The sequence below is a fragment of the Agrobacterium sp. ICMP 6402 genome (assembly GCF_009498615.1).
Taxonomy (GTDB): Bacteria; Pseudomonadota; Alphaproteobacteria; order Rhizobiales; family Rhizobiaceae; genus Agrobacterium; species Agrobacterium burrii.
Genome location: NZ_QSNV01000001.1, coordinates 356,352 through 379,577 on the forward strand (window position 1 = coordinate 356,352; position 23,226 = coordinate 379,577).

General features: G+C 60.1%; 22 protein-coding genes. 11 read left to right on the top strand and 11 right to left on the bottom strand.

Annotated features, from left to right (window positions below; all coding sequences use genetic code 11):
- Positions 1–437 precede the first annotated feature (437 nt).
- From cysN to DXT96_RS01755, 3 genes are read right to left on the bottom strand one after another with little or no spacing between them, the layout of a single operon-like run.
- On the bottom strand, positions 438–1,919 hold the full coding sequence (cysN, locus tag DXT96_RS01745; RefSeq protein ID WP_046798544.1) for a sulfate adenylyltransferase subunit CysN: 1,482 nt from the start codon (positions 1,917–1,919) through the stop codon (positions 438–440).
- The gene (gene cysD / locus DXT96_RS01750; protein WP_153513328.1) at positions 1,919–2,872 is read right to left on the bottom strand and encodes a sulfate adenylyltransferase subunit CysD; all 954 of its coding nucleotides are present in this window, start codon (positions 2,870–2,872) and stop codon (positions 1,919–1,921) included. Before cysD ends, cysN begins: the two co-directional genes overlap by 1 nt.
- A 28-nt stretch (positions 2,873–2,900) precedes the next feature.
- The gene (locus tag DXT96_RS01755) at positions 2,901–3,683 is read right to left on the bottom strand and encodes a phosphoadenylyl-sulfate reductase (RefSeq protein ID WP_174372946.1); all 783 of its coding nucleotides are present in this window, start codon (positions 3,681–3,683) and stop codon (positions 2,901–2,903) included.
- A gap of 204 nt (positions 3,684–3,887) precedes the next feature.
- On the opposite strand from DXT96_RS01755, the gene DXT96_RS01760 reads away from it, so the two are divergent.
- From DXT96_RS01760 to DXT96_RS01780, 5 genes are all read left to right on the top strand, one after another.
- Entirely contained in the window at positions 3,888–4,328 is a 441-nt protein-coding gene (locus tag DXT96_RS01760; protein WP_153513330.1) for an Rrf2 family transcriptional regulator, read from the top strand.
- Positions 4,329–4,800: 472 nt separating this feature from the next.
- Positions 4,801–5,826: a sulfate ABC transporter substrate-binding protein gene (locus DXT96_RS01765; protein WP_149898773.1), complete on the top strand. Its 1,026-nt coding sequence runs from the start codon at positions 4,801–4,803 to the stop codon at positions 5,824–5,826.
- Positions 5,827–6,022: 196 nt separating this feature from the next.
- Complete coding sequence (cysT, locus tag DXT96_RS01770) at positions 6,023–6,880, top strand: sulfate ABC transporter permease subunit CysT (protein WP_153513331.1); 858 nt, start codon at positions 6,023–6,025, stop codon at positions 6,878–6,880.
- Positions 6,873–7,745: a sulfate ABC transporter permease subunit CysW gene (gene cysW, locus DXT96_RS01775; protein WP_153513332.1), complete on the top strand. Its 873-nt coding sequence runs from the start codon at positions 6,873–6,875 to the stop codon at positions 7,743–7,745. Before cysT ends, cysW begins: the two co-directional genes overlap by 8 nt.
- 11 nt (positions 7,746–7,756) lie before the next feature.
- Positions 7,757–8,797 (top strand): sulfate/molybdate ABC transporter ATP-binding protein, encoded by a 1,041-nt coding sequence (locus DXT96_RS01780; RefSeq protein WP_153513333.1) that lies wholly within the window; start codon positions 7,757–7,759, stop codon positions 8,795–8,797.
- A gap of 405 nt (positions 8,798–9,202) precedes the next feature.
- Here the strand turns inward: DXT96_RS01780 and DXT96_RS01785 are convergent, their stop codons facing one another.
- The 3 genes from DXT96_RS01785 to DXT96_RS01800 all read right to left on the bottom strand — a co-directional run bounded on the left by DXT96_RS01785 (position 9,203) and on the right by DXT96_RS01800 (position 12,774).
- Positions 9,203–10,216, bottom strand: coding sequence for an NAD(P)H-quinone oxidoreductase (locus tag DXT96_RS01785; RefSeq protein WP_194287521.1), 1,014 nt, complete (start codon positions 10,214–10,216; stop codon positions 9,203–9,205).
- A 338-nt stretch (positions 10,217–10,554) separates the two neighbouring features.
- Positions 10,555–12,357 (bottom strand): GGDEF domain-containing protein, encoded by a 1,803-nt coding sequence (locus tag DXT96_RS01795; protein WP_149898779.1) that lies wholly within the window; start codon positions 12,355–12,357, stop codon positions 10,555–10,557.
- A gap of 180 nt (positions 12,358–12,537) precedes the next feature.
- Positions 12,538–12,774, bottom strand: a complete 237-nt coding sequence (locus tag DXT96_RS01800) for a type II toxin-antitoxin system ParD family antitoxin (RefSeq protein ID WP_149898780.1) — start codon at positions 12,772–12,774, stop codon at positions 12,538–12,540.
- 359 nt (positions 12,775–13,133) lie between these two features.
- Between DXT96_RS01800 and betI the strand changes: the two genes are divergently transcribed.
- The 3 genes from betI to betA all read left to right on the top strand — a co-directional run bounded on the left by betI (position 13,134) and on the right by betA (position 17,114).
- A complete protein-coding gene (gene betI / locus DXT96_RS01805; protein WP_149898781.1) occupies positions 13,134–13,754 on the top strand; it encodes a transcriptional regulator BetI in 621 nt (206 codons plus the stop codon).
- A gap of 12 nt (positions 13,755–13,766) precedes the next feature.
- Positions 13,767–15,248, top strand: a complete 1,482-nt coding sequence (gene betB / locus DXT96_RS01810) for a betaine-aldehyde dehydrogenase (RefSeq protein WP_153513334.1) — start codon at positions 13,767–13,769, stop codon at positions 15,246–15,248.
- 216 nt (positions 15,249–15,464) lie between these two features.
- Positions 15,465–17,114, top strand: coding sequence for a choline dehydrogenase (betA, locus tag DXT96_RS01820; RefSeq protein WP_149898783.1), 1,650 nt, complete (start codon positions 15,465–15,467; stop codon positions 17,112–17,114).
- A 3-nt stretch (positions 17,115–17,117) separates the two neighbouring features.
- Here the strand turns inward: betA and DXT96_RS01825 are convergent, their stop codons facing one another.
- Positions 17,118–17,417, bottom strand: coding sequence for a type II toxin-antitoxin system RelE/ParE family toxin (locus DXT96_RS01825; RefSeq protein ID WP_149898784.1), 300 nt, complete (start codon positions 17,415–17,417; stop codon positions 17,118–17,120).
- Positions 17,414–17,686 carry a YlcI/YnfO family protein gene (locus tag DXT96_RS01830; RefSeq protein WP_149898785.1) on the bottom strand — a complete coding sequence of 91 codons (273 nt, stop codon included), beginning with the start codon at positions 17,684–17,686 and terminating at the stop codon, positions 17,414–17,416. The genes DXT96_RS01825 and DXT96_RS01830 overlap by 4 nt, the downstream gene beginning before the upstream one ends.
- Positions 17,687–17,832: 146 nt before the next feature.
- Here DXT96_RS01830 and DXT96_RS01835 point away from each other — a divergent pair, with 146 nt between their 5' ends.
- Positions 17,833–19,176, top strand: a complete 1,344-nt coding sequence (locus tag DXT96_RS01835; RefSeq protein WP_174372935.1) for a chloride channel protein — start codon at positions 17,833–17,835, stop codon at positions 19,174–19,176.
- A gap of 4 nt (positions 19,177–19,180) precedes the next feature.
- On the opposite strand, the gene DXT96_RS01840 is transcribed toward DXT96_RS01835, so the two are convergent.
- Positions 19,181–19,933: a DUF3750 domain-containing protein gene (locus tag DXT96_RS01840; protein ID WP_371418765.1), complete on the bottom strand. Its 753-nt coding sequence runs from the start codon at positions 19,931–19,933 to the stop codon at positions 19,181–19,183.
- A gap of 73 nt (positions 19,934–20,006) precedes the next feature.
- Between DXT96_RS01840 and DXT96_RS01845 the strand changes: the two genes are divergently transcribed.
- On the top strand, positions 20,007–21,005 hold the full coding sequence (locus tag DXT96_RS01845) for an asparaginase (RefSeq protein WP_153513336.1): 999 nt from the start codon (positions 20,007–20,009) through the stop codon (positions 21,003–21,005).
- A 148-nt stretch (positions 21,006–21,153) separates the two neighbouring features.
- Entirely contained in the window at positions 21,154–21,774 is a 621-nt protein-coding gene (locus DXT96_RS01850) for a glutathione S-transferase family protein (RefSeq protein WP_153513337.1), read from the top strand.
- A gap of 140 nt (positions 21,775–21,914) precedes the next feature.
- On the opposite strand, the gene DXT96_RS01855 is transcribed toward DXT96_RS01850, so the two are convergent.
- A complete protein-coding gene (locus DXT96_RS01855; protein ID WP_149898789.1) occupies positions 21,915–22,574 on the bottom strand; it encodes a glutathione S-transferase family protein in 660 nt (219 codons plus the stop codon).
- 82 nt (positions 22,575–22,656) lie between these two features.
- On the bottom strand, positions 22,657–23,172 hold the full coding sequence (locus DXT96_RS01860; protein ID WP_174372932.1) for a MarR family transcriptional regulator: 516 nt from the start codon (positions 23,170–23,172) through the stop codon (positions 22,657–22,659).
- Positions 23,173–23,226 lie beyond the last annotated feature (54 nt).

Here is a 23,226-nt window from a genome sequence, read left to right on the forward strand (position 1 = left end):
TCCATGGTTGAGAGAGTGACGTGTCGGCCATTAACCGGGCCTGAACGCGGTTCCACGGGTTTCCCTAAGGACAGGTCGTGGCTGCGCGATGGATGACGGCACAGGCTCCAGCGCCGATGTGGCGGGGTACCATGGCGAGCCATCTTCTCGGTTTTTCCCGCCTTCGCAAACCTGATGCATTTGCCGTTATCAACTGCGATGAAGCCAATGTCGGCTCAGCCACAGGGAACGCAACCGCGCTTCAGCCGTTATCCATTCACAACAACGATGGAGGATAATATGCTGAAGGGTATTGCACTGTGGGCTATGGGCGTTCCGGTCGTCGTGATCATTCTGCTTTATATGTTCGTGTTTTAAGCGGCGCCTAACACCAATGGCCCGCAACGAAAAAAGGCGACCGTTTTGCGGTCGCCTTTTTGTTTGTATCGCAAACTTTCTCAGTCCAGATCGGTGATCAGCCTTGAGGCGGTCGCCACGTCGGTGCGGCGGATGTCGATCTCGTCGCGATGTCTGGCCAGCAACTCGCTCGCCAGTAGCTTTTCGGCAAGATCGGCGGGCAGGGACAGAATGACCCGGTCACCCTTTTCTTCCGCCGCGCCAACGCTGCGCTTGCTGGTGATCATGCCGCCCGCAACCGTGTTGTTGGTGTCGGGGTCGATCAGGATGAAGGAACCGGTCGCCCGGTTTTGTTCATAGGCATCGAAAATCGCCGTCTCATCAAAGGAGAGCCGCACCTTGCCGATGGCGTTCATGGAAAGCGACGTTTCATGCGCCTGCCATTCGCCTTCCTTGAGGTTCAGCTGGCTGATCGGCTGCACGCTGACGCGCTGGCGGCGGCTGCCGCTTTTCAGCCAATAGCGCTTTCCGGCCTCGATGCCGCCGGGCTGCAAAGCCACGATCTGCGCGTCGAAGGCAAGTCCCGTCTGCGGCTGCGCCTCGATGGAGACGATCATGTCGCCGCGCGACACATCCACCTGACGGTCGAGCACGAGCGTGATGGCGTCACCGGCCACGGCGGCGTTGCGTACCAGATCGAAAGTGACGATCTGCTTGACATTGGCGACCATGCCCGATGGCAGGACGACAACGCTGTCTCCGGGCTTCACCGAGCCGCCGGCAACCGTGCCCTGATAACCGCGAAAACTTTCGCCGGGACGCGACACGCGCTGCACGGGGAAGCGGAAGCCGCCCGATTGCGCCGAGCGAACCGTTGCCAGTTCCAGCGTTTCGACCAGCGTCGGTCCTTCATACCACGGCATGGCGGCCTTGCCTGATAGCACGACGTTTTCGCCCTTCAGCGCCGACATCGGAATGGCGGTGATCTGCTTGATGCCGAGATTGGAGGCGAACTCGCGGAACTCATGGGCGATCAGCTCGAAACCAGCCTTGTCGTAATTCGTCAGGTCGATCTTGTTGATCGCCAGCACGAATTGGCGGATGCCCATCAGCGCCGCAATGGTGGCGTGGCGACGGGTCTGTTCCAGAATGCCGGTGCGGGCATCGACCAGAAGCACGGCGAGATCGGCCGTGGAAGCGCCGGTCGCCATGTTGCGGGTATATTGCTCGTGGCCGGGGGTGTCGGCCACGATGAAGGCGCGCCGGTCGGTGGCGAAATAACGATAGGCGACATCGATGGTGATGCCCTGTTCGCGCTCCGCCTGCAAACCGTCGAGCAGCAGCGCGAAATCGGGCAGGCCGAGATCGTTCTGCTTGCCGCTGTCGCGGTGCAGCGTGGCGGCCTGATCTTCCTTGACGGCTTTCGTATCCCAGAGGAGACGGCCGATCAGGGTGGATTTGCCGTCATCGACGCTGCCGCAGGTGATGAGCCGTAGTGGACGCGTATCGCGCGTCGCCTTCGAATGTTCGGCAAAGGGCAGAATGGTGGCGGAAGAGGGGGTGTTGGCGATGGCTGCACTCATCAGAAATACCCCTCGCGCTTCTTTTTCTCCATCGAGCCGGACTGGTCGCGGTCAATCGCGCGGCCCTGCCGTTCGGAAACGGTGGCGATTTCCAGTTCGGCGATGACCTCCTGAAGCGTCGTCGCCTCGGAACGGATCGCGCCGGTCAGCGGGAAGCAGCCGAGCGTGCGGAAGCGGATCGAGCCATGCTGGATTTCTTCGCCGGGCAACAGTTCCAGACGCTCGTCCTCGGCAAGGATCATCATGCCGTCACGTTCCACATAAGGACGCTCGGCGGCATAATAGAGCGGCACCAGCGGAATGTTTTCCGCCTCGATGTAACGCCAGATATCCACTTCGGTCCAGTTGGAGAGCGGGAAGGCGCGCACGCTTTCGCCCTTGCGGACCATGCCGTTATAGATGTTCCACAGTTCCGGGCGCTGGTTGCGCGGGTCCCATTTGTGGTCGGGCGAGCGGAAGGAATAGATGCGCTCCTTGGCGCGGCTCGCCTCTTCGTCGCGCCGTGCACCGCCAAAGGCCGCGTCGAACTGGCCGGCGTCGAGAGCCTGACGCAGCGCTTCCGTCTTCATGATGTCGGTGTAGAGCGCCGATCCATGCGAGAAAGGCGTGACGTTCTCAGTCGCACCGCGCGGGTTGGTGTAGGAAATCAGGTCGAGATCATATTCCTTAACGATATTGTCGCGGAATTCGATCATTTCCTTGAACTTCCAGCCGGTATTGACGTGCAGCAGCGGGAAGGGAATGCGGCCGGGGAAGAACGCCTTGCGCGCCAGGTGCAGCAGCACGGATGAATCCTTGCCGATGGAATAGAGCATCACTGGATTATCGAATTCGGCGGCGACTTCGCGGAAAATATGAATAGCTTCGTTTTCAAGCGCCTTCAGATGGGGATCGAGCGGCGGCTTGGATGCGACAGTATTCTTGCTGTCCGTCTCGTGGACTGCGTTGGACATTGTGAACTCCGGGAGATTTACTCAGTGATTATCGTTGCGGGATGGCGGAAATGGCGGAGGTCTGCTCCGCACCGGCGACGTGAAGACCGCATTCGCGCTTCTCGTCGTTTTCCCACCACCATCGTCCGGCGCGCTCAGGCTCACCGGGCTTGATGGCGCGCGTACACGGCTCGCAGCCGATGGAGGGGTAACCGCGCGCATGCAACGGATTGACGGGAATATTTTCCTTGGCGACATGCGTCCGGATAAGGTCGATATCCCAGTCCGCCAAAGGATTGATCTTGATGAGATTGCGCTCCGCGTCGAATTCGGCGAACGGCGTCGTGGCGCGATTGCCCGACTGGCCGCGACGAAGGCCGGTAATCCAGAAAGCGGCTCCCTCCAGCGATTTGCCGAGCGGGATCAGCTTTCTGACATGACAGCAGGCATGACGGGCCTCGACGCTTTCGTAAAAACCGTTGAGACCGTATTTTTCCGCATAAGCGTCGATATCGTCCTGCTCGGGCCGGAAGCGGCGGATTTCGATGCCGAAACGCTCCTCGGTCTCATCGATGAGATCGACGGTTTCCTTGAACAGACGGCCTGTTTCCAGCGTCACGACATCGATCGGCAGGCGATGCGTGCCGATGGCCGCAGTGATGACCTGATCCTCGATGCCGAGACTGGTGGTGAAAACCGCACGGCCACCAAGGCCGGCTACGAAGGCGAGACGTCCCGCAAGGTCGAGCCCGGCCAGCGTGGCGTCGAGGGATGCGGTATCGGCAGAAACATTTGCTGAATTGATGGTCATTGTCACGTCCGGGATTTCCATGGCCGATTATTGTTGAAATCCGGCCTTTGGAACAGAAATGACAATGCTTGTGCGCTGCACTTGAGAGCAAAAATGCCTCTCGCGCGCATAGTCTGAGCAAAAGATACCCGTTCACCTTCTTTGCAGCCTGGATTTGAATTGTGACAACTTCTGCGCTAAGCCGGAATTGCCGGGTTACCGGGCTTGTGATCTACTGGTTTTACGATGATTTCGCAGAAGGCAAAATATGCGCTAAGGGCGCTCCTTTCGCTGGCCAAGGCCGACGGCGGCTGTCCCGTGCAGATTTCCGACATCGCCCGCGAACAGGCCATTCCGAAAAAATTCCTCGAACAGATCCTTCTGGAAATGAAAAAGGAACGCATCGTTGAAAGCCGGCGCGGCAAGCAGGGGGGGTATCTTCTGGCGCGCCCGGCCGCAGATATCACCTTCGGCGAGGTGCTGCGCCTCATCGACGGGCCGCTCGCCCCCTTGCCCTGCCTGTCGCAGACCGCCTATCGCCGCTGCGAGGATTGCGACGGCGAGAAGCAGTGCGAGATCCGCCACGTCTTTGCCCGCGTGGCCGATGCCACCCGCAACATCCTTTTCAACACCACCATCGCCGATGCCGTAGCCGGTGTCGAAGTGCCCGAGCTTTTGACGGCCTAGCACCACACCATCCACGAACTCCACCGTCATCCTCGGGCTCGACCCGAGGATCCATGGTGAGGCTGGGTTGTGGATCCTCGGGTCAAGCCCGAGGAAGACGGAGGAGAGGCCGGGCATACCCGCCAGCATACGATGCTGCAATGGATGACACGGGTTTCGCGACTGATGCGCGAACGACGAAACAGGCGGAAGAGTTCCGATGTGGTCCCCCTCCTCACGCCTCCCAAACGAAAAAATCGTCTAAAACTCCATAATATTTTTCGCCGTCAGCGCAAAAAACCAGCAAAAATGTGAAACGGTTTTGCATTCAGCAAAGTTTTACACGACGCTTGTTGCGCCTTTCGCTTATGCTGCGCTGTATTTGTTGCCCGGAGAAACGCTCAAGGGAAACACTTTTTCGATCGTATTCGGCCTCATTGACCAACTCTACTCAACCGGTAGAGTTAAGCCATCTTCACAGGAGGGAATACCGATGTCTAAGCTTCTGTCCGGTTTGAGCGTTGCCGCTCTCGGCCTTTCACTGGCTTTGGGGGGCGTTGGCACGGCGTTCGCGCAGACCAAGCTGCTCAATGTGTCCTACGATCCGACCCGCGAGCTCTACAAGGATTTCAACGAGGCCTTTGCCAAGAAGTGGAAGGCCGATACCGGTGAGGATGTCACCATCCAGCAGTCGCATGGCGGCTCCGGCAAGCAGGCGCGCTCGGTCATCGACGGTCTGGAAGCGGATGTGGTGACGCTGGCGCTGCAGAGCGACATCGACGCCATCGTCCAGAATTCCGGCAAGATCAACAAGGACTGGCGCACCCGCCTGCCGCACAATTCCTCGCCTTACACCTCCACCATCGTGTTTCTCGTGCGTAAGGGCAACCCGAAGGGCATCCATAATTGGGGCGATCTGGTGAAGGGCGACATCCAGATCGTCACGCCGAACCCCAAGACATCAGGCGGTGCACGCTGGAACTATCTTGCCGCCTGGGCATGGGCGAATGAAGAGTTCAAGGGCGATCAGGACAAGATCAAGGCCTATGTCGGCGATCTCTACAAGCGCGCCCCGGTTCTCGATACCGGCGCCCGCGGCTCCACGGTCACTTTCGCACAGCGCCAGATCGGCGACGTGCTGCTGGCGTGGGAAAACGAGGCCTATCTCGCCGGTCAGGAATTCGGCGCTGACGCCTTCGATATCGTCGTGCCGCCGATCTCCATCCTTGCCGAACCGCCGGTTGCCGTTGTGGATGCGAATGTCGACGCCAAGGGCACCCGCAAGGCGGCGGAAGCCTATCTGCAATATCTCTATTCCGACGAGGGACAGAACATTGCGGCCAAACACTTCTACCGTCCGTCCAACCCGGCCGTTGTCTCCAAGGACCTGCTGAAGCAGCTGCCCGACATCAAGCTCGTCACCATCGACGACCCGATCTTCGGCGGTTGGGCCAAGGCGCAGCCGGAACATTTTGGCGATGGCGGCATCTTCGACCAGATTTACAAGCCCGCGAAGTAAGCGGATGATAGGGTGACAAGAGATCACCCCGTCCACCGGGACAAGATAAACAAAAGCCTGATCGACCGGACACCATGCCGGTCGATACTTTATAATAAACGCCGGGGAACGCCGGCTCCCAGAGAGCATTTCCAGGAAAAGTGGACCCCGGTTTCCTGTCCGGAAATGCGCCAAACAAAGATTATCCGGAGCCTTGATGAGCAATAATACATCCGGAAACAGGTGGAAGTGGCGGCAGTCGAGTGTCATACCCGGCTTCGGCCTGACATTCGGTTACACCGTCACCTATCTGTTTCTCATCATTCTTATTCCGCTCGGCGGCCTTGTCTGGTCCACGGCGAAACTTGGTTTTGCAGATTTTTTCGCGATTGCCACCGATAGCCGCACGCTGAATGCGCTGCGCGTCAGTTTCGGCACGGCCTTCATCGCCGCGCTGGTCAACGCGGTGTTCGGCGTCATCGTCGCCTGGGTTCTGACGCGGTATCGTTTCCCCGGCCGCCGCTTCGTTGATGCCATCGTGGATTTGCCCTTTGCCCTGCCAACGGCGGTTGCAGGCATCGCGCTCACCACGCTTTATGCCAATCGCGGCTGGGTCGGCTCGCTGTTCGAACCCTTCGGCATCAAGATCGCTTTCACGCCGACTGGCATCGTCATCGCGCTGATCTTCATCGGCCTGCCCTTCGTCGTTCGCACCGTGCAGCCGGTCATGGAAGAGATCGACCGGCAGGTGGAAGAGGTCGCGGCGACGCTCGGCGCCAACCGTTTCCAGACCATCACCCGCGTTCTGCTGCCGAGCCTCACACCCGCCATCCTCACGGGTTTCGCGCTCGCCTTTGCGCGCGGCGTCGGCGAATATGGCTCGGTCATCTTCATCGCCGGCAATATCCCTTACGTCTCGGAAATCGCGCCGCTCCTCATCGTCATCCGGCTGGAGGAGTTCAACTATGCGGCCGCCACCGGCATCGCTACCATCATGCTGATCATTTCCTTCGTCATGCTGTTCCTCATCAATCTCATTCAGGCCTGGAGCCGCAAGAGGTACGGTTATGTCTGAGACCGCTTCCCGCACCGCGCCCCGGCCGTTCCGCGATCCCGCCAGCGAAAGCCTTCCCGCCCGGCTGGCGCTGATCGCCGTCGCCTTCCTGTTCCTGGCGGCCTTCCTGGTGCTGCCGCTCGTCTCGGTGTTCTTCGAAGCCTTCCGCAAAGGCGGGTACGCCTTCTGGGAAGCCATCGTCGAGCCGGATGCGCTGTCGGCCATCCGCCTGACGCTGCTGGTCGCGGCCATCTCGGTGCCGCTCAATGTGGTCTTCGGGGTTGCCGCCGCCTGGGCCATCGCCAAATTCGAGTTCAAGGGCAAGGCGTTTCTGATCACGCTGATCGACCTGCCGTTCTCGATCTCGCCGGTCATATCGGGTCTTGTTTATGTCATCCTGTTTTCCGCCCACAGCGTGCTTGGGCCGTGGCTGAAAAGCTACGGCATCGAAATCCTGTTCGCGGTTCCGGGCATCGTGCTCGCCACCATCTTCGTCACCTTTCCCTTTGTCGCGCGTGAGTTGATTCCGCTGATGCAGGATCAGGGCAATGGCGATGAGGAAGCGGCGATTTCGCTTGGTGCCTCCGGCTGGCAGACCTTCTGGTATGTCACGCTGCCGAATATCAAATGGGGGCTGCTTTATGGCGTGCTGCTCTGCAACGCCCGCGCCATGGGCGAGTTTGGCGCCGTTTCGGTGGTATCAGGCCATATTCGCGGCGAAACCAACACCATGCCGCTGCACGTCGAGATCCTCTATAATGAGTACAATATCGGCGCGGCCTTTGCGGTGGCGACGCTGCTGGCTGGTCTGGCGCTTGTAACGCTCGTTCTCAAAACCATTCTCGAAATACGCTTTGGCGCGGGCAACGCAGCCGGCAAGCATTGAAAGGCATCTTCATGGAAGTAAAAGTTTCCGGCATCACCAAGCAGTTCGACCGCTTTCCAGCGCTGAACGACGTGTCGCTCGACATTCGTTCCGGTGAGCTGATCGCGCTGCTCGGTCCTTCCGGTTCCGGCAAGACGACGCTGTTGCGTCTGATTGCCGGTTTGGAGCAGCCGACGAAAGGCCATATCTACTTTGGCGACGAGGACGCCTCGCACCGCTCCGTGCAGGAGCGCAATGTCGGTTTCGTGTTCCAGCATTACGCGCTGTTCCGCCATATGACGGTGGCCGACAATATCGCTTTCGGTCTGAAAGTGCGTCCCTCCGCCACCCGCCCGCCGAAAGCGGAGATTCGCAAACGTGTATCCGAGCTTCTCGACATGGTGCATCTCTCCGGTCTCGAAAAGCGTTATCCAACTCAGCTTTCCGGCGGCCAGCGCCAGCGCGTGGCGCTTGCCCGCGCCGTCGCCATCGAGCCGAAGGTGCTGCTTCTCGACGAACCCTTCGGTGCGCTCGACGCCAAGGTCCGCAAGGAGCTGCGCCGCTGGCTGCGCGAATTCCACGACCGCACCGGCCACACCACCGTTTTCGTGACCCACGATCAGGAAGAGGCGCTGGAACTGGCCGACCGCGTCGTCGTCATGAGCCAGGGCAAGATCGAACAGGTCGGCACGGCCGATGACGTCTATGACACGCCCAATTCCCCCTTCGTCTTTTCCTTCATCGGCGAATCCTCCAGCCTACCGGTCACGATCCGCGACGGCCATGTGCTGTTCCAGGGCGAAAGCATCGGCATAAACGAAAGCGGCGCAGGCGAGGGCGAGCTGTTCTTCCGGCCGGAAGACGTCGTGCTGACGGACGAGAAGGACGCGCTCTACGGCAAGGTCACCACCTGTCGCCGCCTCGCCGGCACCCGCATCGCCGAAATCGACATCGCCAATAACGGCCATGAGCCCTATCACCTCGAAATCGAAGTGCCGCTCAACGCCGCGGTGGCCGTGGGTGCCGAACTGCGCTTTCGCCCGACACGCTGGAAGGTGTTTGGGAAGAGGTAGGCTGGGAACAGGCCTATCAGATTTCCTCATTCCTGTGCTTGTCACAGGAATCCAGCCGACGCGCGTCTGCGCGTCGAAAAGGACTCCTTTCAGCCCAAAGACTTGGTCTGGCTGGATCTCTGTGACAAGCACAGAGATGAGGGAGGTACACCCAATCCCCACAAACAGAAAAGGGCCGCCAGAGGCGACCCTTCCATGAGTTTGGTCCTGTTTACAGACCCGGGACTGTTTCTCAACGTTCCGAAGGCTGGTGGTTTTACGCCGAGGGTTGCCCCGTCGCACACACACCCTTTCCATTGCCTGAACCAGAAACCGAAATCTCATTAGACATTGGATCACCTCCTTCCGATACGTTGAACATAATTAGAAGGTAGTACGATTCGCGGTGAATGCAAGAGGCAGTCGTCACGACACCCGCATCACGATCTTGCCGATATGATTGCTGCTTTCCATCAACCGATGTGCCTCCGCGACCTCATCCAGCGCAAAGACCCGATTGATGACCGGTACGATTTTGCCGCTTTCGATGAGCGGCCAGACCAGCTCGATGAGGTCATCGCGGATCGCGCGTTTCTCGTCGGCGGTGCGGGGCCGCATGGTGGAGCCGGTGACGGTGAGGCGTTTGACCATGATGGGGCGCAGGTCGACCTTTTCCGCCACGGCGCCGCCCAGAAAGGCGATGATGGACAGGCAACCGTCCTTGGCGAGGGCGGCGATGTTCTTTTCGAAATAGGCAGCGCCGATCATATCCAGAACGACGTCCACGCCCTTGCCGCCGGTCTCGGCCTTGATGACGGCGGCGAAATCTTCCTCACGGTAATTGATCGCCCGTTTGGCGCCGAGCTTGACGCAGGCGTCGCATTTCTCCACTGAGCCCGCCGTGGCATAGACTTCCGCGCCAAAAGCTTTGGCGAGCTGGATGGCCGTTGTCCCGATGCCGCTGGTACCGCCGTGGATCAGCACGGTTTCGCCTTCGGTGAGGCCCGCCATCTGGAAGAGATTGGCCCAGACCGTGAAGAAGGTTTCCGGCAGCGCTGCGGCTTCGACGGCATCATAACCCTTGGGGAAGGGCAGGGCCTGTCCGGCCGGCACGGTGCAATATTCGGCGTAGCCGCCGCCATTGGCGAGCGCGCAGATTTTATCGCCCGGTTTGAATTCGGTGACGCCTTCGCCGAGCGCAACCACTTCTCCGGCAATTTCCAGGCCGAGGATCGGGCTTGCATCCTTGGGCGGCGGATAGATGCCCTGTCTCTGTGCGACATCGGGACGGTTGACGCCCGTTGCCTCGACCTTGACCAGAATCTCGCCTTTGGCGGGTTTCGGCAAAGCCATCTGCGAAAGCTGCATCACTTCCGGGCCGCCATTCGAAGGAAGGTCGATGAAGCGCATTGTTTCGGGCAGGGTCGTGGTATCGGACATGGGTGAGGGCAACTCCCTGGGGATTGGCGTTACCTTAAAATGTAGGCCGGATGCGTCCTTTAGGAAAGGCGGCTCTTTGACGCTGGAGTACGTTGGGTGTTGTTGGTTCGCATGGGCGTGGAGTGCGCGGCTTTACCCCCCTCTGCCCTGCCGGGCATATCCCCCACAAGGAGGGAGATCATACGCGGCGAGGTTTCGCCCCTCTTAAAGTTTGAGAATGAAGCGACGGTAGAGCCGCTTGCCGATCTCCCTCCTTGTGGGGGAGATGCCCGGCAGGGCAGAGGGGGGTAAAGCCGCAAACTCCGGGTCAACCGGATCCCAAACTCGCCCCCTATTTCTCAATTTGTCTCGCCAAACACCCGGATGACGAGGCCGCCTTCGTTTTCCTTCGCGGCTGTCTTGACGCCGGCAATCTCGCTGCCGATGCGCTCGGGATTGGCGATGATCAACCCTTTCGGCAGGGTGAGGACACCGATCGAGCAGCGCAGCAGGGCGAAATCCCGCTCATTGCCGCGACGGTCGAGCCCGACCATGTGCCCGGCGTCGCGGTCCTCCTGCGAATAGAGTTCCGCCACGTCGTCGTGGAAATCGCTGAGCAGGCGTTCGAGGATTTCCGTCAGCTCTTCCACCGTCCAGTCACGCACGCCGATGAAGAAATCGTCGCCGCCAATATGGCCGAGAAAACAGTCGCCGGCGAAGAAGTAACGGCGCATCAGCGCCGAAAACAGGGTGATGGCGTGGTCGCCGGCGTTGAAGCCGTATTTGTCGTTGAAGGGTTTGAAATTGTCGAAGTCGCAATAGCAGAAGAACCGCGTCTCGTCGCCGTCGCCGCAGCTGTCGGATATGAAGCCGCCAATGGCGCGGTTGCCGGGCAGCGCCGTCAGCGGGTTCTGGTCCTGCGCCATCTTCAGCTGTTTTTCATTGATGACCTTGATGAGTGAGGCCGCCGAGACGATGCCGGCATAACGCATGTTTTCGGTCAGGATGATGCAGGCGCTGCCGCCCATGCTGGCGAACATGTTCATCAGCTGATCTGCATCGGCATCAAGGCCGACGATCGGCGCGGGATCGACGAAATGGGAGATGGTGCGCTCATAAATCTTGTTCTTGAGCAGGTCGCGGCCGAAAGGCCGGTAGATATATTCCTTGAGGTGATATTCGTTGATAACGCCGCGCGGTTCGCCATTGGCGTTGAGAACCGGGAAAAATGCCTGCTGCGGGTTTCTGCGGAACAGTTCGAAGACATTATCGACGCTGTCATGCTCATAGACAGTGGGAAGCCGCTCGATTTCCCGGCGGATCAATATTTCGTCCAGCGACTGGCTGCTGCGCCGCGCCACGCCCATGCGGTTGAGGTGCGGAAAGCTCTCCGGCAGCTCGCTGGTGAAGACCGTCGGTCTGGCGATCAGCCAGCCCTGCACCAGATCGACGCCATATTCGCGGCAGGTCAGGAATTCCGCTTCCGTTTCAATGCCTTCCGCAATCACCCGAACGCCGAGAACATGGGCGATGTTGACGATGTTGCGGACGAGATGCTGTTTGCGCGGAAGATGATCGACACCACTGATGAAGTGCCGGTCGATCTTCAGGTAGTCCAGCGGATAGTCGCACAAAAGCTTCATCTCGCCGTGACCGGCGCCGAAATCATCGATCGCCAGCTTGAAGCCTTCCTTGCGCATACGGGCAATCAGCGCCGTGAATTCCGGCACGCTGGTATTGTCGAAACGTTCGGAAAGCTCAAAGCAGATGGAGGAGGCCGGAATGCCTGCCCGCGCCAGATGGCCGACAAGCTTGTCGAGGATGGCGTCGCCGTGCGGGATCAGCCGCACATCGAGATTGAGGAACAGGGTGGTGGAGGAAAAGTCGGGCAGGGTGGAGAATTTCGCCAGCGCGCGGCTTGCCAGCATCTGCTCGAAAGCCTTCAGTTCGCCGTCCGCAGCAGCCTGGTCAAGAAGCGCCAGCGGATTGGAAAAACCAAGCCGGTCATGGCCGCGCATCAATGATTCATAGCCGAAAATCGTGCCCGTCGTCGCCTCGACAATCGGCTGAAACGCGGTTTCAAGCACAAGCTTTGCCATGGGAAACATGTGCCCGGAGGCAAATCGCCTTATGACATCATTCTCCATCGTGACGGCCTGCATTTCTTTCTCCGCAATTGGCCAGCCCCGAGATTGCATGGCGTGAAAATCCGCCACAACGGGGCCGTTTCTTTTACGGCGAACAATTGCAGATCACAGGTCAACAAAAGCTTTCACGATTGTGAAGCTTTGATGAACGTTTTGTCACAACCCCCTCAATATGCGGGGTTGCCGGGCAAAGCCTCAGGCCCGGCGCGCATGCCCGGTGTGAGCGGCGTAAAGTTCCGCAACATTCATGCGCTCCCGGTCCGCTTCGACAGGGGCGGGAGGCGTTGTTTCAGTGCCGTGTTGGGCAGAGGCCGCCCATAGCCGCAGCGCGGCCCTGACGACCTCGCTGCCGGATGCGTAAGCGCCGCTATTCACGGCCTCGCGCATTCTTGCTGCCTGTTCCGGGGAAATCGATACTGTTACCATTGGCATGATATCACTCCCTTCTTTAAACGCTGCGATCGAACCTTTGATGTCCAATGTGCGGACCAGGTATCGTCGTGGTCTATGGCGGGCGTTTTTATTGTTTTTCGTCTGGCGCCGCTTCCAGCGAAATTTGTATCACTTCTTATATTAGCACGAAACGCGTTTCATTCCCAATTAGCAGTATATCACGGTTTAGTTTTTCCCCTGTGAGAGGGGTAATGAGCCGGATGCCCGGCATTTGTGAAATTATTGGAATACGGCGTCGGAAAATATGATCCATCGCAAATCCGCGACATAAAACGGCGCATTTTTTATTGATTGATCGATCAATCAAGAATAATTTGCCATCCGTCAAGGAGACGATGATGCCAAAGATCGGAATGGAGCCTCTGCGCCGCAAGGCGCTTGTGGATGCGGCGCTGCGCACCATCGGCCACCATGGTTCGCTGAATGTGACGATGTCTGACATTGCCCGGGAAGCGGGCGTGTCGGCGGCACTTGCGCATCATTATTTCGGCAGCAAGCAGCAGCTTCTTCTCGAAACCATCCGCAGCCTGTTGCGCGACCTCAGGCGCGATGCCGTGGCGGCGCTGACCCGCGCTTCCGGCCCGCGCGAGAGGCTGAGCGCCATCGTGCACGTCTCCTTCCAGAGTGACCAGTTCACGCCGGAAACGGTGGCGGCATGGCTTGCCTTTTATGTCGAGGCGCAGCGTTCGGAGGAAACCCGGCGGCTGCTGGTGATTTATTCCCGCCGCCTGCGCTCCAATCTTCTGTCCAGCCTGTCCCGCCTTTGCCCGCCGGATGATGCCGCACGCATCGCGGAAGGGGCGGCAGCGCTGATAGACGGTCTTTACATCCGCCACAGCCTGCGGTCCGCCCCGCTCGGCCTCGCTTCCGCGCCGGCGCTTGTCGAGGATTATTTCGACATGCAGCTCAAACCCTATCCCGATGGACAGCGCCCCAAGCCGTCCATCCGCGTTCTCTAAGGAGACTTCGACATGACTATCGCCACGCCTCTCCGGGCGCAGCCCAAAGCCTCGCATTTCATCGACGGCGACTATGTCGAAGACACTGCCGGCACGCTGTTCGAAAGCATCTTTCCGGCCACCGGCGAGGTTATCGCAAGGCTGCATGCGGCAACCCCGGCGATTGTCGAGCGCGCCATCGCGTCTGCCAAACGCGCCCAGAAGGAATGGGCGGCGATGACCCCCATGGCGCGCGGCCGCATCCTCAAACGCGCCGCTGATATCATGCGTGAACGCAACGATGCGCTTTCCACGCTGGAGACACTCGATACCGGCAAGCCGATCCAGGAAACCATCGTCGCCGATCCCACCTCCGGCGCGGATGCCTTCGAGTTTTTCGGCGGCATCGCACCTTCTGCGCTGAATGGTGATTACATCCCGCTCGGTGGCGATTTCGCCTATACCAAGCGCGTGCCGTTGGGAGTCTGCGTGGGCATCGGCGCATGGAACTATCCGCAGCAGATCGCCTGCTGGAAGGCAGCGCCGGCACTCGTCGCCGGCAACGCCATGGTCTTCAAGCCCTCGGAAAACACCCCGCTGGGCGCACTGAAGATCGCCGAAATCCTCATCGAAGCCGGTCTGCCCAAGGGCCTGTTCAACGTCATTCAGGGCGATCGTGATACCGGTCCGCTGCTGGTCAACCACCCCGATGTCGCGAAGGTCTCGCTGACAGGCTCAGTCCCGACCGGCCGCAAGGTGGCCGCTGCCGCTGCCGGGCATCTCAAGCACGTGACCATGGAGCTCGGCGGCAAGTCGCCGTTGATCGTTTTCGACGATGCCGATATCGAAAGTGCTGTCGGCGGTGCGATGCTCGGCAATTTTTATTCCTCCGGTCAGGTCTGCTCCAATGGCACGCGCGTCTTCGTGCAGAAAAAAGCCAAGGACCGCTTCCTCGAAAACCTGAAGCGCCGCACCGAAGCGATGATCCTCGGCGATCCGCTTGACTACGCCACGCATCTCGGCCCGCTGGTCTCCAAGGCTCAGCAGGAGAAGGTTCTTGCCTACATCGAAAAGGGCAAGGCGGAGGGTGCGACGCTGGTGACCGGCGGCGGCATCCCCAACAATGTGTCGGGTGAGGGGGCCTATGTGCAGCCGACCGTTTTTGCCGATGTAACCGACAACATGACCATCGCCCGCGAGGAAATCTTCGGCCCGGTCATGTGCGTGCTGGATTTTGACGATGAGGACGAGGTTCTCGCCCGCGCCAACGCCACCGAATTCGGCCTCGCCGGCGGCGTCTTCACTGCCGATCTCGCCCGTGCTCACCGTGTGGTGGATCAGCTGGAGGCGGGCACGCTATGGATCAACACATACAATCTCTGCCCGGTGGAAATCCCCTTCGGCGGCTCGAAACAATCCGGCTTCGGGCGGGAGAATTCGGCGGCGGCGCTGGAGCATTATAGCGAGCTGAAGACGGTTTATGTGAGTACGGGGAAGGTGGACGCGCCTTATTGAGCGGTTGGTGCGTGGGGCTTGCCCCCCTCTGCCCTGCCGGGCATCTCCCCCACAAGGGGGGATCGACGTGAGGCGAGGTCCCGCCCATCTCCACATTTGAGATTGAAGTGACAAACGCGCGTCCTGCCGATCTCCCTCCTTGTGGGGGAGATGCCCGGCAGGGCAGAGGGGGGTGAAGCCCCACCCAGAACCGGAACCCTTGGGAGAGAAACGGTAATGCAAGCAGATTACGTCATCGTCGGCTCCGGTTCCGCAGGTTCCGCCATCGCCTACCGCCTGTCGGAAGACGGTCGCTATTCCGTCATCGTCATCGAGGCTGGCGGGTCGGATTTCGGCCCCTTCATCCAGATGCCGGCCGCACTCGCTTGGCCGATGAGCATGAAGCGCTACAATTGGGGTTACCTCTCCGAGCCCGAACCCAATCTCGACAATCGCCGCATCACCGCCCCGCGCGGCAAGGTCATCGGCGGCTCGTCGTCCATCAACGGTCTCGTTTACGTGCGCGGCCATGCCGAGGATTTCAACCGCTGGGAAGAGCTTGGCGCGCATGGCTGGGCCTATGCGGATGTGCTGCCCTACTTCAAGCGCATGGAACACAGCCATGGCGGCGAGGAAGGCTGGCGCGGCACGGACGGGCCGCTGCATGTGCAGCGCGGGCCGGTGAATAATCCGCTGTTCCATGCCTTTATTCAGGCAGGCGCACAGGCCGGCTTCGAGCTGACGGACGACTATAACGGCTCCAGGCAGGAAGGTTTCGGCCTTATGGAGCAGACCATCCACCACGGCCGTCGCTGGTCCGCCGCCAATGCCTACCTGCGGCCGGCGCTGAAGCGCGGTAATGTTACGCTGGTTGGCGGTTTTGCCCGCAAGATTGTCATCGAGAATGGCCGCGCCGTGGGTGTCGAGATCGAGCGTAAGGGCCTGGTGGAAACCATCACGGCCAATCGCGAAGTCATCGTGTCCGCCTCCTCCTTCAACTCGCCGAAACTGCTGATGCTTTCGGGCATCGGCCCTGCCGCGCATCTGGCTGAGATGGGCATTGAGGTAAAGGCGGATCGTCCGGGTGTGGGCGCAAACCTTCAGGACCATATGGAGTTCTATTTCCAGCAGGTCTCGACCAAGCCGGTCTCGCTTTATTCCTGGCTGCCATGGTTCTGGCAGGGCGTGGCTGGCGCGCAATGGCTGCTGTCGAAAGGCGGGCTTGGCGCCTCCAATCAGTTCGAGGCCTGCGCCTTCCTGCGCTCAGCACCGGGGCTGAAACAGCCTGACATCCAGTATCATTTCCTGCCCGTCGCCATTTCCTATGACGGCAAGGCGGCCGCGAAAAGCCATGGTTTTCAAGTGCATGTCGGCTATAACCTGTCGAAATCGCGCGGCAATGTCACGCTCCGCTCCGCCGATCCGAAGGACGATCCGGTCATTCGTTTCAACTATATGAGCCATCCGGAAGACTGGGAAAAATTCCGCCATTGCGTGCGCCTGACGCGCGAGATTTTCAGCCAGAAAGCCTTCGACGATTTTCGCGGACCGGAAATCCAGCCGGGCGAAAATGTCGGGACGGACGAGGAAATCGACGCCTTTTTGCGTGAGCATCTGGAAAGCGCCTATCACCCCTGCGGCACCTGCCGGATGGGCGACCGCAACGACCCGATGGCCGTCGTCGATCCCGAATGCCGGGTGATCGGCGTGGAGGGACTGAGGGTCGCCGACAGCTCGATCTTCCCGCATGTGACCTATGGCAACCTCAACGGCCCGTCGATCATGACTGGCGAAAAGGCGGCCGATCATATTCTTGGCAAGACCCCGCTGCCGCGTTCCAACCAAGAGCCGTGGGTAAACCCGCGCGCCGCGGTCAGCGACCGGTGAGGTTCAGTGGTAATCATCCTCGCGCTGGTGGCGGACGGCAGCGATGGTGACGGTTTCCGCGCTGTCGATGCGAAACAGCACGATATAGCCGGACGAACCGAATGGCACGAGAAGTTCGCGTATCAAGCTGTTCTCTGGAGATGCTTTGCGGCAGCTGAACGGAAAGTCGGTCAAAACCTCAAGGCCTGCCCTGATAGCGCGGATAGCCTTTTCCGCGACATCGATGTCGTAAACAATGAGAAAATCATAAATGCGATCAAAGTCATCCAACGCTTCTTGGGTATAACGAAGCGAATATGTCATTTTCGCTTTGCTGCCTTTGCCGCATCGAGCTTCTTCTGCATCATGGAGAGGACATCGTCGGTTGTATAATATACACCGGTACGCTCAGCCTCTTCCAGCGACGCCAACCCGCGCGCGATAAACTCTGCCTGCGATCTGCGGATTTCTACCTGCCTGCGCACGGAATCCTCAACGAAGGAGGACAACGTTTCGCCGTCCTTCAACACACTTTCTGCGGCTTCACGAAAGTCAGCCGTCACACGCAGTGAAGGCAAGGTTGCGTTTTTCATCTCGTCTCTCCATGCGTTGCATTTGCAATGCAAATCATCGCCCTACTCCCCTGAAGAGTCAAATGCAAAACTTGCAATCACCGGCTGACAGGCCGATAAAAGGACCTCCCGCCCGATAATGACTGAAATTACCGATCTGGACCGCCATGCCCGTCGATTACAAGAAGCTGAAGATGCTCCGCCGTTCCCGTGTTGTCTGGGGGTCGTGGCGGGCGTGGAAACCGCGGGCGGTTTTCTGGGTCGGCGCGCTTGCGGTGGGGGTCATCAGCGTCGGTTTTGCATGGGCGGCGGATCGCGCCCAGCATCTTTTCTTCGCGGCCACTTCTTCGGGGCCGTGGGCGTTCCTGTTACCGCTCATCATCACGCCGCTCGGTTTCACGCTCTGCGCCTGGCTGGCATTGACGGTTTTCCCCAATGCCGGTGGCAGCGGCATTCCGCAGGCGATCGCGGCGCGGCATCTGCGTGACGATGCGGATCGCTCGCGGCTTCTGTCGCTGAAGCTCGCTTTCGGCAAGGTGGTGTTGACGGTGGCGGGTCTTTTGTCCGGTGCGTCGATCGGGCGTGAGGGGCCGACCGTTCAGGTGGGTGCCTCGATCATGCTGCAGGCCGCCCGCTGGGGCGGCATGGCGCAGGCGAAGGGTCTCATCCTTGCCGGATCGGCGGCGGGCATCGCGGCCGCCTTCAATACGCCGCTGGCAGGCATTGTCTTTGCCATCGAGGAAATGAGCAAAACCTACGAATCACGCGCCAATGGCCTCGTTCTCACCGCCGTCATCCTGTCCGGCCTTGCTTCGCTGGCGCTGGTCGGCAGCTACACATATTTCGGTACGAGTTCCGTTCTGGCGAAAACGACAGCAGACTGGCTTCTGGTGCTGATCTGCGGCATTGGCGGCGGCGCTTTCGGCGCGCTTTTCAGCGCCGGGGCGCTGCGTCTGTCCGCCCGCATCCGGCGCTTCGCGCAAACCATGCCTTTGAAGCGAATGCTGGCGGTTGCCGCCGCCTGCGGCCTCGCTTCGGCCGTCATCGGCATTGCAACGGGTGGCGCGACCTTTGGAACCGGCTACGAACAGGCCCGTGCGGCGATTGAGGGGCAAGCCGCTCCGACCTTCTTCTTCATCGAAAAGCTGGCGGCGACATTTCTTGCAATGATGTCGGGTATTCCCGGCGGCATCTTCGCGCCCTCCCTGTCCGTGGGTGCCGGTTTTGGCAGCACCATGGCCGCTCTGCTCGGCACCAGCATCGGCCTTGGCGCGATCGTTGGCATGGCAGGATATTTCGCCGGCGTGGTGCAGGCGCCGATGACGGCTTTTGTCATTATCCTCGAAATGACCGGCAATCATGAAGGCGTCATCCCCATCATGGTCGCATCGATGCTGGGATATCTGACCTCCCGCCTGTTCTCCCGGGAGCCGCTCTATCATGGCCTGTCGCGCGTTTTCATCGCCCAGGCCATCCGCGCAAAAAGGGCAAGTCACGCCGCCGATGCCTGATGCGTCAGACGCGTGCGCCGGCCACCCCGAAATAACCAAGCCCCGGTATCTTGATGCCCGGGCGGCTGAAATCGATCCCCGCGACCAGACCGAGAAAATTGATCTCGAAACCGCTGCGCATTCCCGCCGAAATACCAAACAATCCGCCCAGCGAAACACTCGCATCCTTCCAGTCGTCGGCAACATGATAAAACGCGCCGTTCGGCAGATAGTCGCGGCCCACCGCATCTGATGGCAGCACCACGCCGAGTTCCGGCACGCTGCGAAGCACATGGGCGACGAAGGTGTTGGAGTTCGGGCCGGGATAGATGCGGTAGCCGCCCGGCTTGCCGTAGGGGTAGTCGGCAATCGCTTGTTCGATCTTGGGGATCAGCTTTTCCGCCGCCGCGCCGTGAACGGCCACCACCTGGCGCGGCGTGTTGGAATACCAGAAGGCATCCGCCGCATAGCCATTGCGGCGAATGGGCGTTCCCCAACCCACCTTGTCATAGCGGTCATAGGCCGTCGCACCCGGCTTTTTCAGCACGATCCAGGCATGGCTGGCGACGGAGCCCTTGAAGCCGCCAGTCATGGCGGAAAACACGTAAACCGCCGCTTCCCTGTCAGCGTCGGCTTTGGGAAGGGTGCCGGAGGAGGACCAGCGGGCATCGCGCCAGCCCTGCGGATGGTCCCGCATGGCCCACAAGCCGGCGGATGCCAGAGCGGGAAGCAGATAGATAATGGCAATCGCCAGCAGCAGACGTTTTGCAAATTTCACTGAGAGCCCCGTGCATCGAAAAATCAATTGCGGTATCAACGACATAAAATCAGAATTTTTTGAGGCTGAGAGAATGAACAATTCCGTTACCGTCGAAATCATCAGGGGCAGTCTTGTCGAAAGCCGCCATCAGGGCCTTGCCGTGGTGGTGGATGGCGATGGCGGTGTTGTGTTTGCGGCAGGCGATATCGAGCGCGGCATCTTCCCGCGTTCCGCCTGCAAGGCCATGCAGGCGCTGCCGCTGGTGGAAAGCGGCGCGGCGGATGCCTATGGTTTCGGCAATCGTGAACTGGCGCTTGCCTGTTCCTCCCATTCCGGTGAAGACGAACATGCGGCGCTTGCCGCTTCCATGCTGGCCAAAGCGGGACGGGATGTGGAGACGCTGGAATGCGGTGCGCACTGGTCATCCGACCAGAAAACCATCATCCATCAGGCCCGCACGCTGGAAAAACCGACGGCGCTACACAATAATTGCTCCGGTAAACATTCCGGCTTCATCTGCGCCTGCTGCCACACGGGCACCGACCCCAAGGGCTATATCGGTTATGATCACCCGTTGCAGAGGCAAATCCGCGCCACGATGGCAAGCCTGACGGGGGCGGAGCTCGGCCACGACAATTGTGGCGTCGATGGTTGCTCCATCCCGACGTATGCGGTGCCGCTCACGGGTCTGGCGCATGGTTTCGCCAGGATGGCGACGGGCAGCGGGCTGGAAGCGGGCCGCGCCAAGGCCTCGCGCCGTCTCATCGAGGCCTGCATGGCGGAACCCTTTTATGTGGCAGGCACCGGCCGCGCCTGCACGAAGCTTATGCAGATCGCACCGGGCAAGATTTTTGCCAAGACCGGCGCTGAAGGCGTTTTCGTGGCGGCCCTGCCGGAAAAGGGCATTGCCATGGCGGTGAAATGCGAGGACGGCACCACGCGCGCGGCCGAAGCCATGGTCTCGGCATTGCTAGCCCGCTATTTTGATGAGGGCAGCGCCGAGCAGCAGGCTCTGACAGGCATGGCCAACCGGCAGATGCGCAACTGGAACGGCATCCATGTCGGTGACGTCAGAGTCGTCGGGCTGTAAGAAACGCCATAAAACCTTTGACGTCGCCGGTTGCCGGCACGATGATGGCTTGCCCTGCGCGTGATGGCCGACTCCCGGCCGCCGGCAAGGTCCGGCGTTCACAGCAAGAGGAGGTGGACGCCTTCATTGTCCTGGAGGTCGCATATTCATGTTTACCCTGTTTTTCTCCCCCGGTTCCTGCTCGCGCGCCAGCCATATCGTGCTTGAGGAATCCGGCCTGCCTTACACGGCCCACCGCGTCAATTTTGCGCAGGGCGAACAGCGTTCCGAGACATTTTTGAAGATCAATCCGAAAGGCCGCGTACCGGCGCTCGCCACCGCAAGCGGGGTGCTGACCGAGACACCGGCCATCCTCGCCTTTATCGCCCAGATGGCTCCGGAGAAGAAACTTGCGCCGCTGGATGATCCCTTCGAATTCGCGGTCATGCAGTCTTTCAACGCCTTCATCGCCTCCACCGTGCATGTCGCCCATGCCCATGGCCGGCGCGGCAGCCGCTGGGCGAATGAGGATGCGTCTCTGGCGGATATGAAAGCGAAAGTGCCGCAGACCATGGGCGAGTGCTTCGAATTGATCGAGCACGGCCTGCTGCACGGCCCCTGGGTTCTGGGCACGGCCTATTCGGTGGCTGACCCCTATCTTTTCGTCATGTCCGGCTGGCTGGAAAGCGACAGCGTGGATATTGCCCGCTTCCCGAAAGTGCACGATCACTTCCGCCGCATGAACGACCGCCCGGCAGTGCAGCGGGCGCTGGCGAGCGAGAGGGGCTAATAGTTGCTGTCGTCATCCTCGGGCTTGTCCCGAGGATCTGCAACGTATTGATTTTCTTCGACGTGGTTGGATCCTCGGGACAAGCCCGAGGATGATGTTGAGTACGGATGGACGTCTCCAGTCCGCGCCCAAAGCTCATTTCAAGCCGCCTCAGCCGCGCGCGTATCCCACATGGTCTTGAACGCCGTGCGCGCCTGGCAACGGGTGAGCCAGGCCTTAACCGCCGGATGGGCGTCAAACAGCGGCGGGTGGCCCTGCGCGTAACGAACGATTTCCGCGGCATTGAGATCGGCAACGGTGAAGCGATCACCCACCAGATAATCATGGCGGACAAGATGCTGTTCCAGCACCCGGAAAGGGCGTTTCAGCAGGCGCGCCGCAACGTCGATCACCGCCCTGCCGGCATCGCCTTCCGAGAGCCCTTCGGCGACGGCGGAAGAAATCTTCAGCGAATTGGCTTCGACTTCGGTGGCCGCAAAGAACGACCATTGCAGCATCGCCGCATCTTCCTTGAGGTCCACAGGCGCCAGCGGCCCGCCATATTTGCGGGCGAGGTAAAGATTGATGGCCATGGATTCATAAAGCACCATGCCGTCATCTTCGACGCAGGGAATGGTCCCCATCGGATTGATGGCGAGAAACGCGGGCGACAGTGTGTTGAGCGGCGCGTCGGCAGCGAGCGGATCGGCAAGGCGGCGGGCCTGTATGACAGGCACATGTTTGAATTCTATGCCGAGTTCCCCTGCGAGCCACAGCGTGCGCGTGGCGCGGGACCGGTAGACACCGTAAATCGTCAACATCGAAATTACCCCTTGAACCTGTTCGATGGCGGCACGTTACGGTCTCGTTGTTTTAAAGTGAAGTTGCAGAGCGCCGGGGCAACTATGATTTTTTCTGATCCGTCAACAAGTCCGTATCCGGCGACAACCGGTATTCGAAACGGTCGATAAACCGCTCGAACAGGCGCGCGAAAGTCTCCACATCGTCGGCCGGCCAGCCATCCATCACATCTTCGATGACGCTCATCTTGGTGCGGCGCATTTCCTGCAGCAGGCTGGTGCCGAGCGGCGTAATCTCGACGATGCTGCGGCGGCCATCCTCCTGCGAGACGCCGCGTTTCAGCAGGCCGCGCCCGACCATGTCCGCGACGACGCGGCTGCCACGCGAGGGATCGATGCGCATGCCCTCGGCAATCGCACCCACGGTGACATCACCTTCGGCGCGCCGCAGAATATCCAGAACGTCGATATGCGAAAGTTCGAGACCCGGAGCGAGCTTGGCAAGCGCCATGCGGCCGATGATGCGGCGGCCGATCATGATGCGCATGCGCGTCATCGTATTGCCGATCCGCTTGATGTCCTCGGGCAAATCTTCGTTCCAGTCTTCCTCGGTCGCCACTCTCAGCCGTTCCTTTTCTTGCTCGTTCGCGATCACATTTAGCGCGAATAGCAT

Excerpts from the sequence above, each read along its gene's own strand:
- cysD (WP_153513328.1), bottom strand. The coding sequence starts at position 2,872 with ATGTCCAACGCAGTCCACGAGACGGACAGCAAGAATACTGTCGCATCC.
- cysW (WP_153513332.1), top strand. The coding sequence starts at position 6,873 with ATGTCTGAGACCGCTTCCCGCACCGCGCCCCGGCCGTTCCGCGATCCC.
- DXT96_RS01765 (WP_149898773.1), top strand. The coding sequence starts at position 4,801 with ATGTCTAAGCTTCTGTCCGGTTTGAGCGTTGCCGCTCTCGGCCTTTCA.
- DXT96_RS01780 (WP_153513333.1), top strand. The coding sequence starts at position 7,757 with ATGGAAGTAAAAGTTTCCGGCATCACCAAGCAGTTCGACCGCTTTCCA.
- DXT96_RS01825 (WP_149898784.1), bottom strand. The coding sequence starts at position 17,417 with ATGACATATTCGCTTCGTTATACCCAAGAAGCGTTGGATGACTTTGAT.
- cysN (WP_046798544.1), bottom strand. The coding sequence starts at position 1,919 with ATGAGTGCAGCCATCGCCAACACCCCCTCTTCCGCCACCATTCTGCCC.
- betI (WP_149898781.1), top strand. The coding sequence starts at position 13,134 with ATGCCAAAGATCGGAATGGAGCCTCTGCGCCGCAAGGCGCTTGTGGAT.
- DXT96_RS01850 (WP_153513337.1), top strand. The coding sequence starts at position 21,154 with ATGTTTACCCTGTTTTTCTCCCCCGGTTCCTGCTCGCGCGCCAGCCAT.
- DXT96_RS01855 (WP_149898789.1), bottom strand. The coding sequence starts at position 22,574 with ATGTTGACGATTTACGGTGTCTACCGGTCCCGCGCCACGCGCACGCTG.
- DXT96_RS01835 (WP_174372935.1), top strand. The coding sequence starts at position 17,833 with ATGCCCGTCGATTACAAGAAGCTGAAGATGCTCCGCCGTTCCCGTGTT.
- DXT96_RS01755 (WP_174372946.1), bottom strand. The coding sequence starts at position 3,683 with ATGGAAATCCCGGACGTGACAATGACCATCAATTCAGCAAATGTTTCT.
- DXT96_RS01845 (WP_153513336.1), top strand. The coding sequence starts at position 20,007 with ATGAACAATTCCGTTACCGTCGAAATCATCAGGGGCAGTCTTGTCGAA.
- DXT96_RS01795 (WP_149898779.1), bottom strand. The coding sequence starts at position 12,357 with ATGCAGGCCGTCACGATGGAGAATGATGTCATAAGGCGATTTGCCTCC.
- cysT (WP_153513331.1), top strand. The coding sequence starts at position 6,023 with ATGAGCAATAATACATCCGGAAACAGGTGGAAGTGGCGGCAGTCGAGT.
- DXT96_RS01830 (WP_149898785.1), bottom strand. The coding sequence starts at position 17,686 with ATGAAAAACGCAACCTTGCCTTCACTGCGTGTGACGGCTGACTTTCGT.
- DXT96_RS01800 (WP_149898780.1), bottom strand. The coding sequence starts at position 12,774 with ATGCCAATGGTAACAGTATCGATTTCCCCGGAACAGGCAGCAAGAATG.
- DXT96_RS01785 (WP_194287521.1), bottom strand. The coding sequence starts at position 10,216 with ATGTCCGATACCACGACCCTGCCCGAAACAATGCGCTTCATCGACCTT.
- betB (WP_153513334.1), top strand. The coding sequence starts at position 13,767 with ATGACTATCGCCACGCCTCTCCGGGCGCAGCCCAAAGCCTCGCATTTC.
- DXT96_RS01760 (WP_153513330.1), top strand. The coding sequence starts at position 3,888 with ATGATTTCGCAGAAGGCAAAATATGCGCTAAGGGCGCTCCTTTCGCTG.
- betA (WP_149898783.1), top strand. The coding sequence starts at position 15,465 with ATGCAAGCAGATTACGTCATCGTCGGCTCCGGTTCCGCAGGTTCCGCC.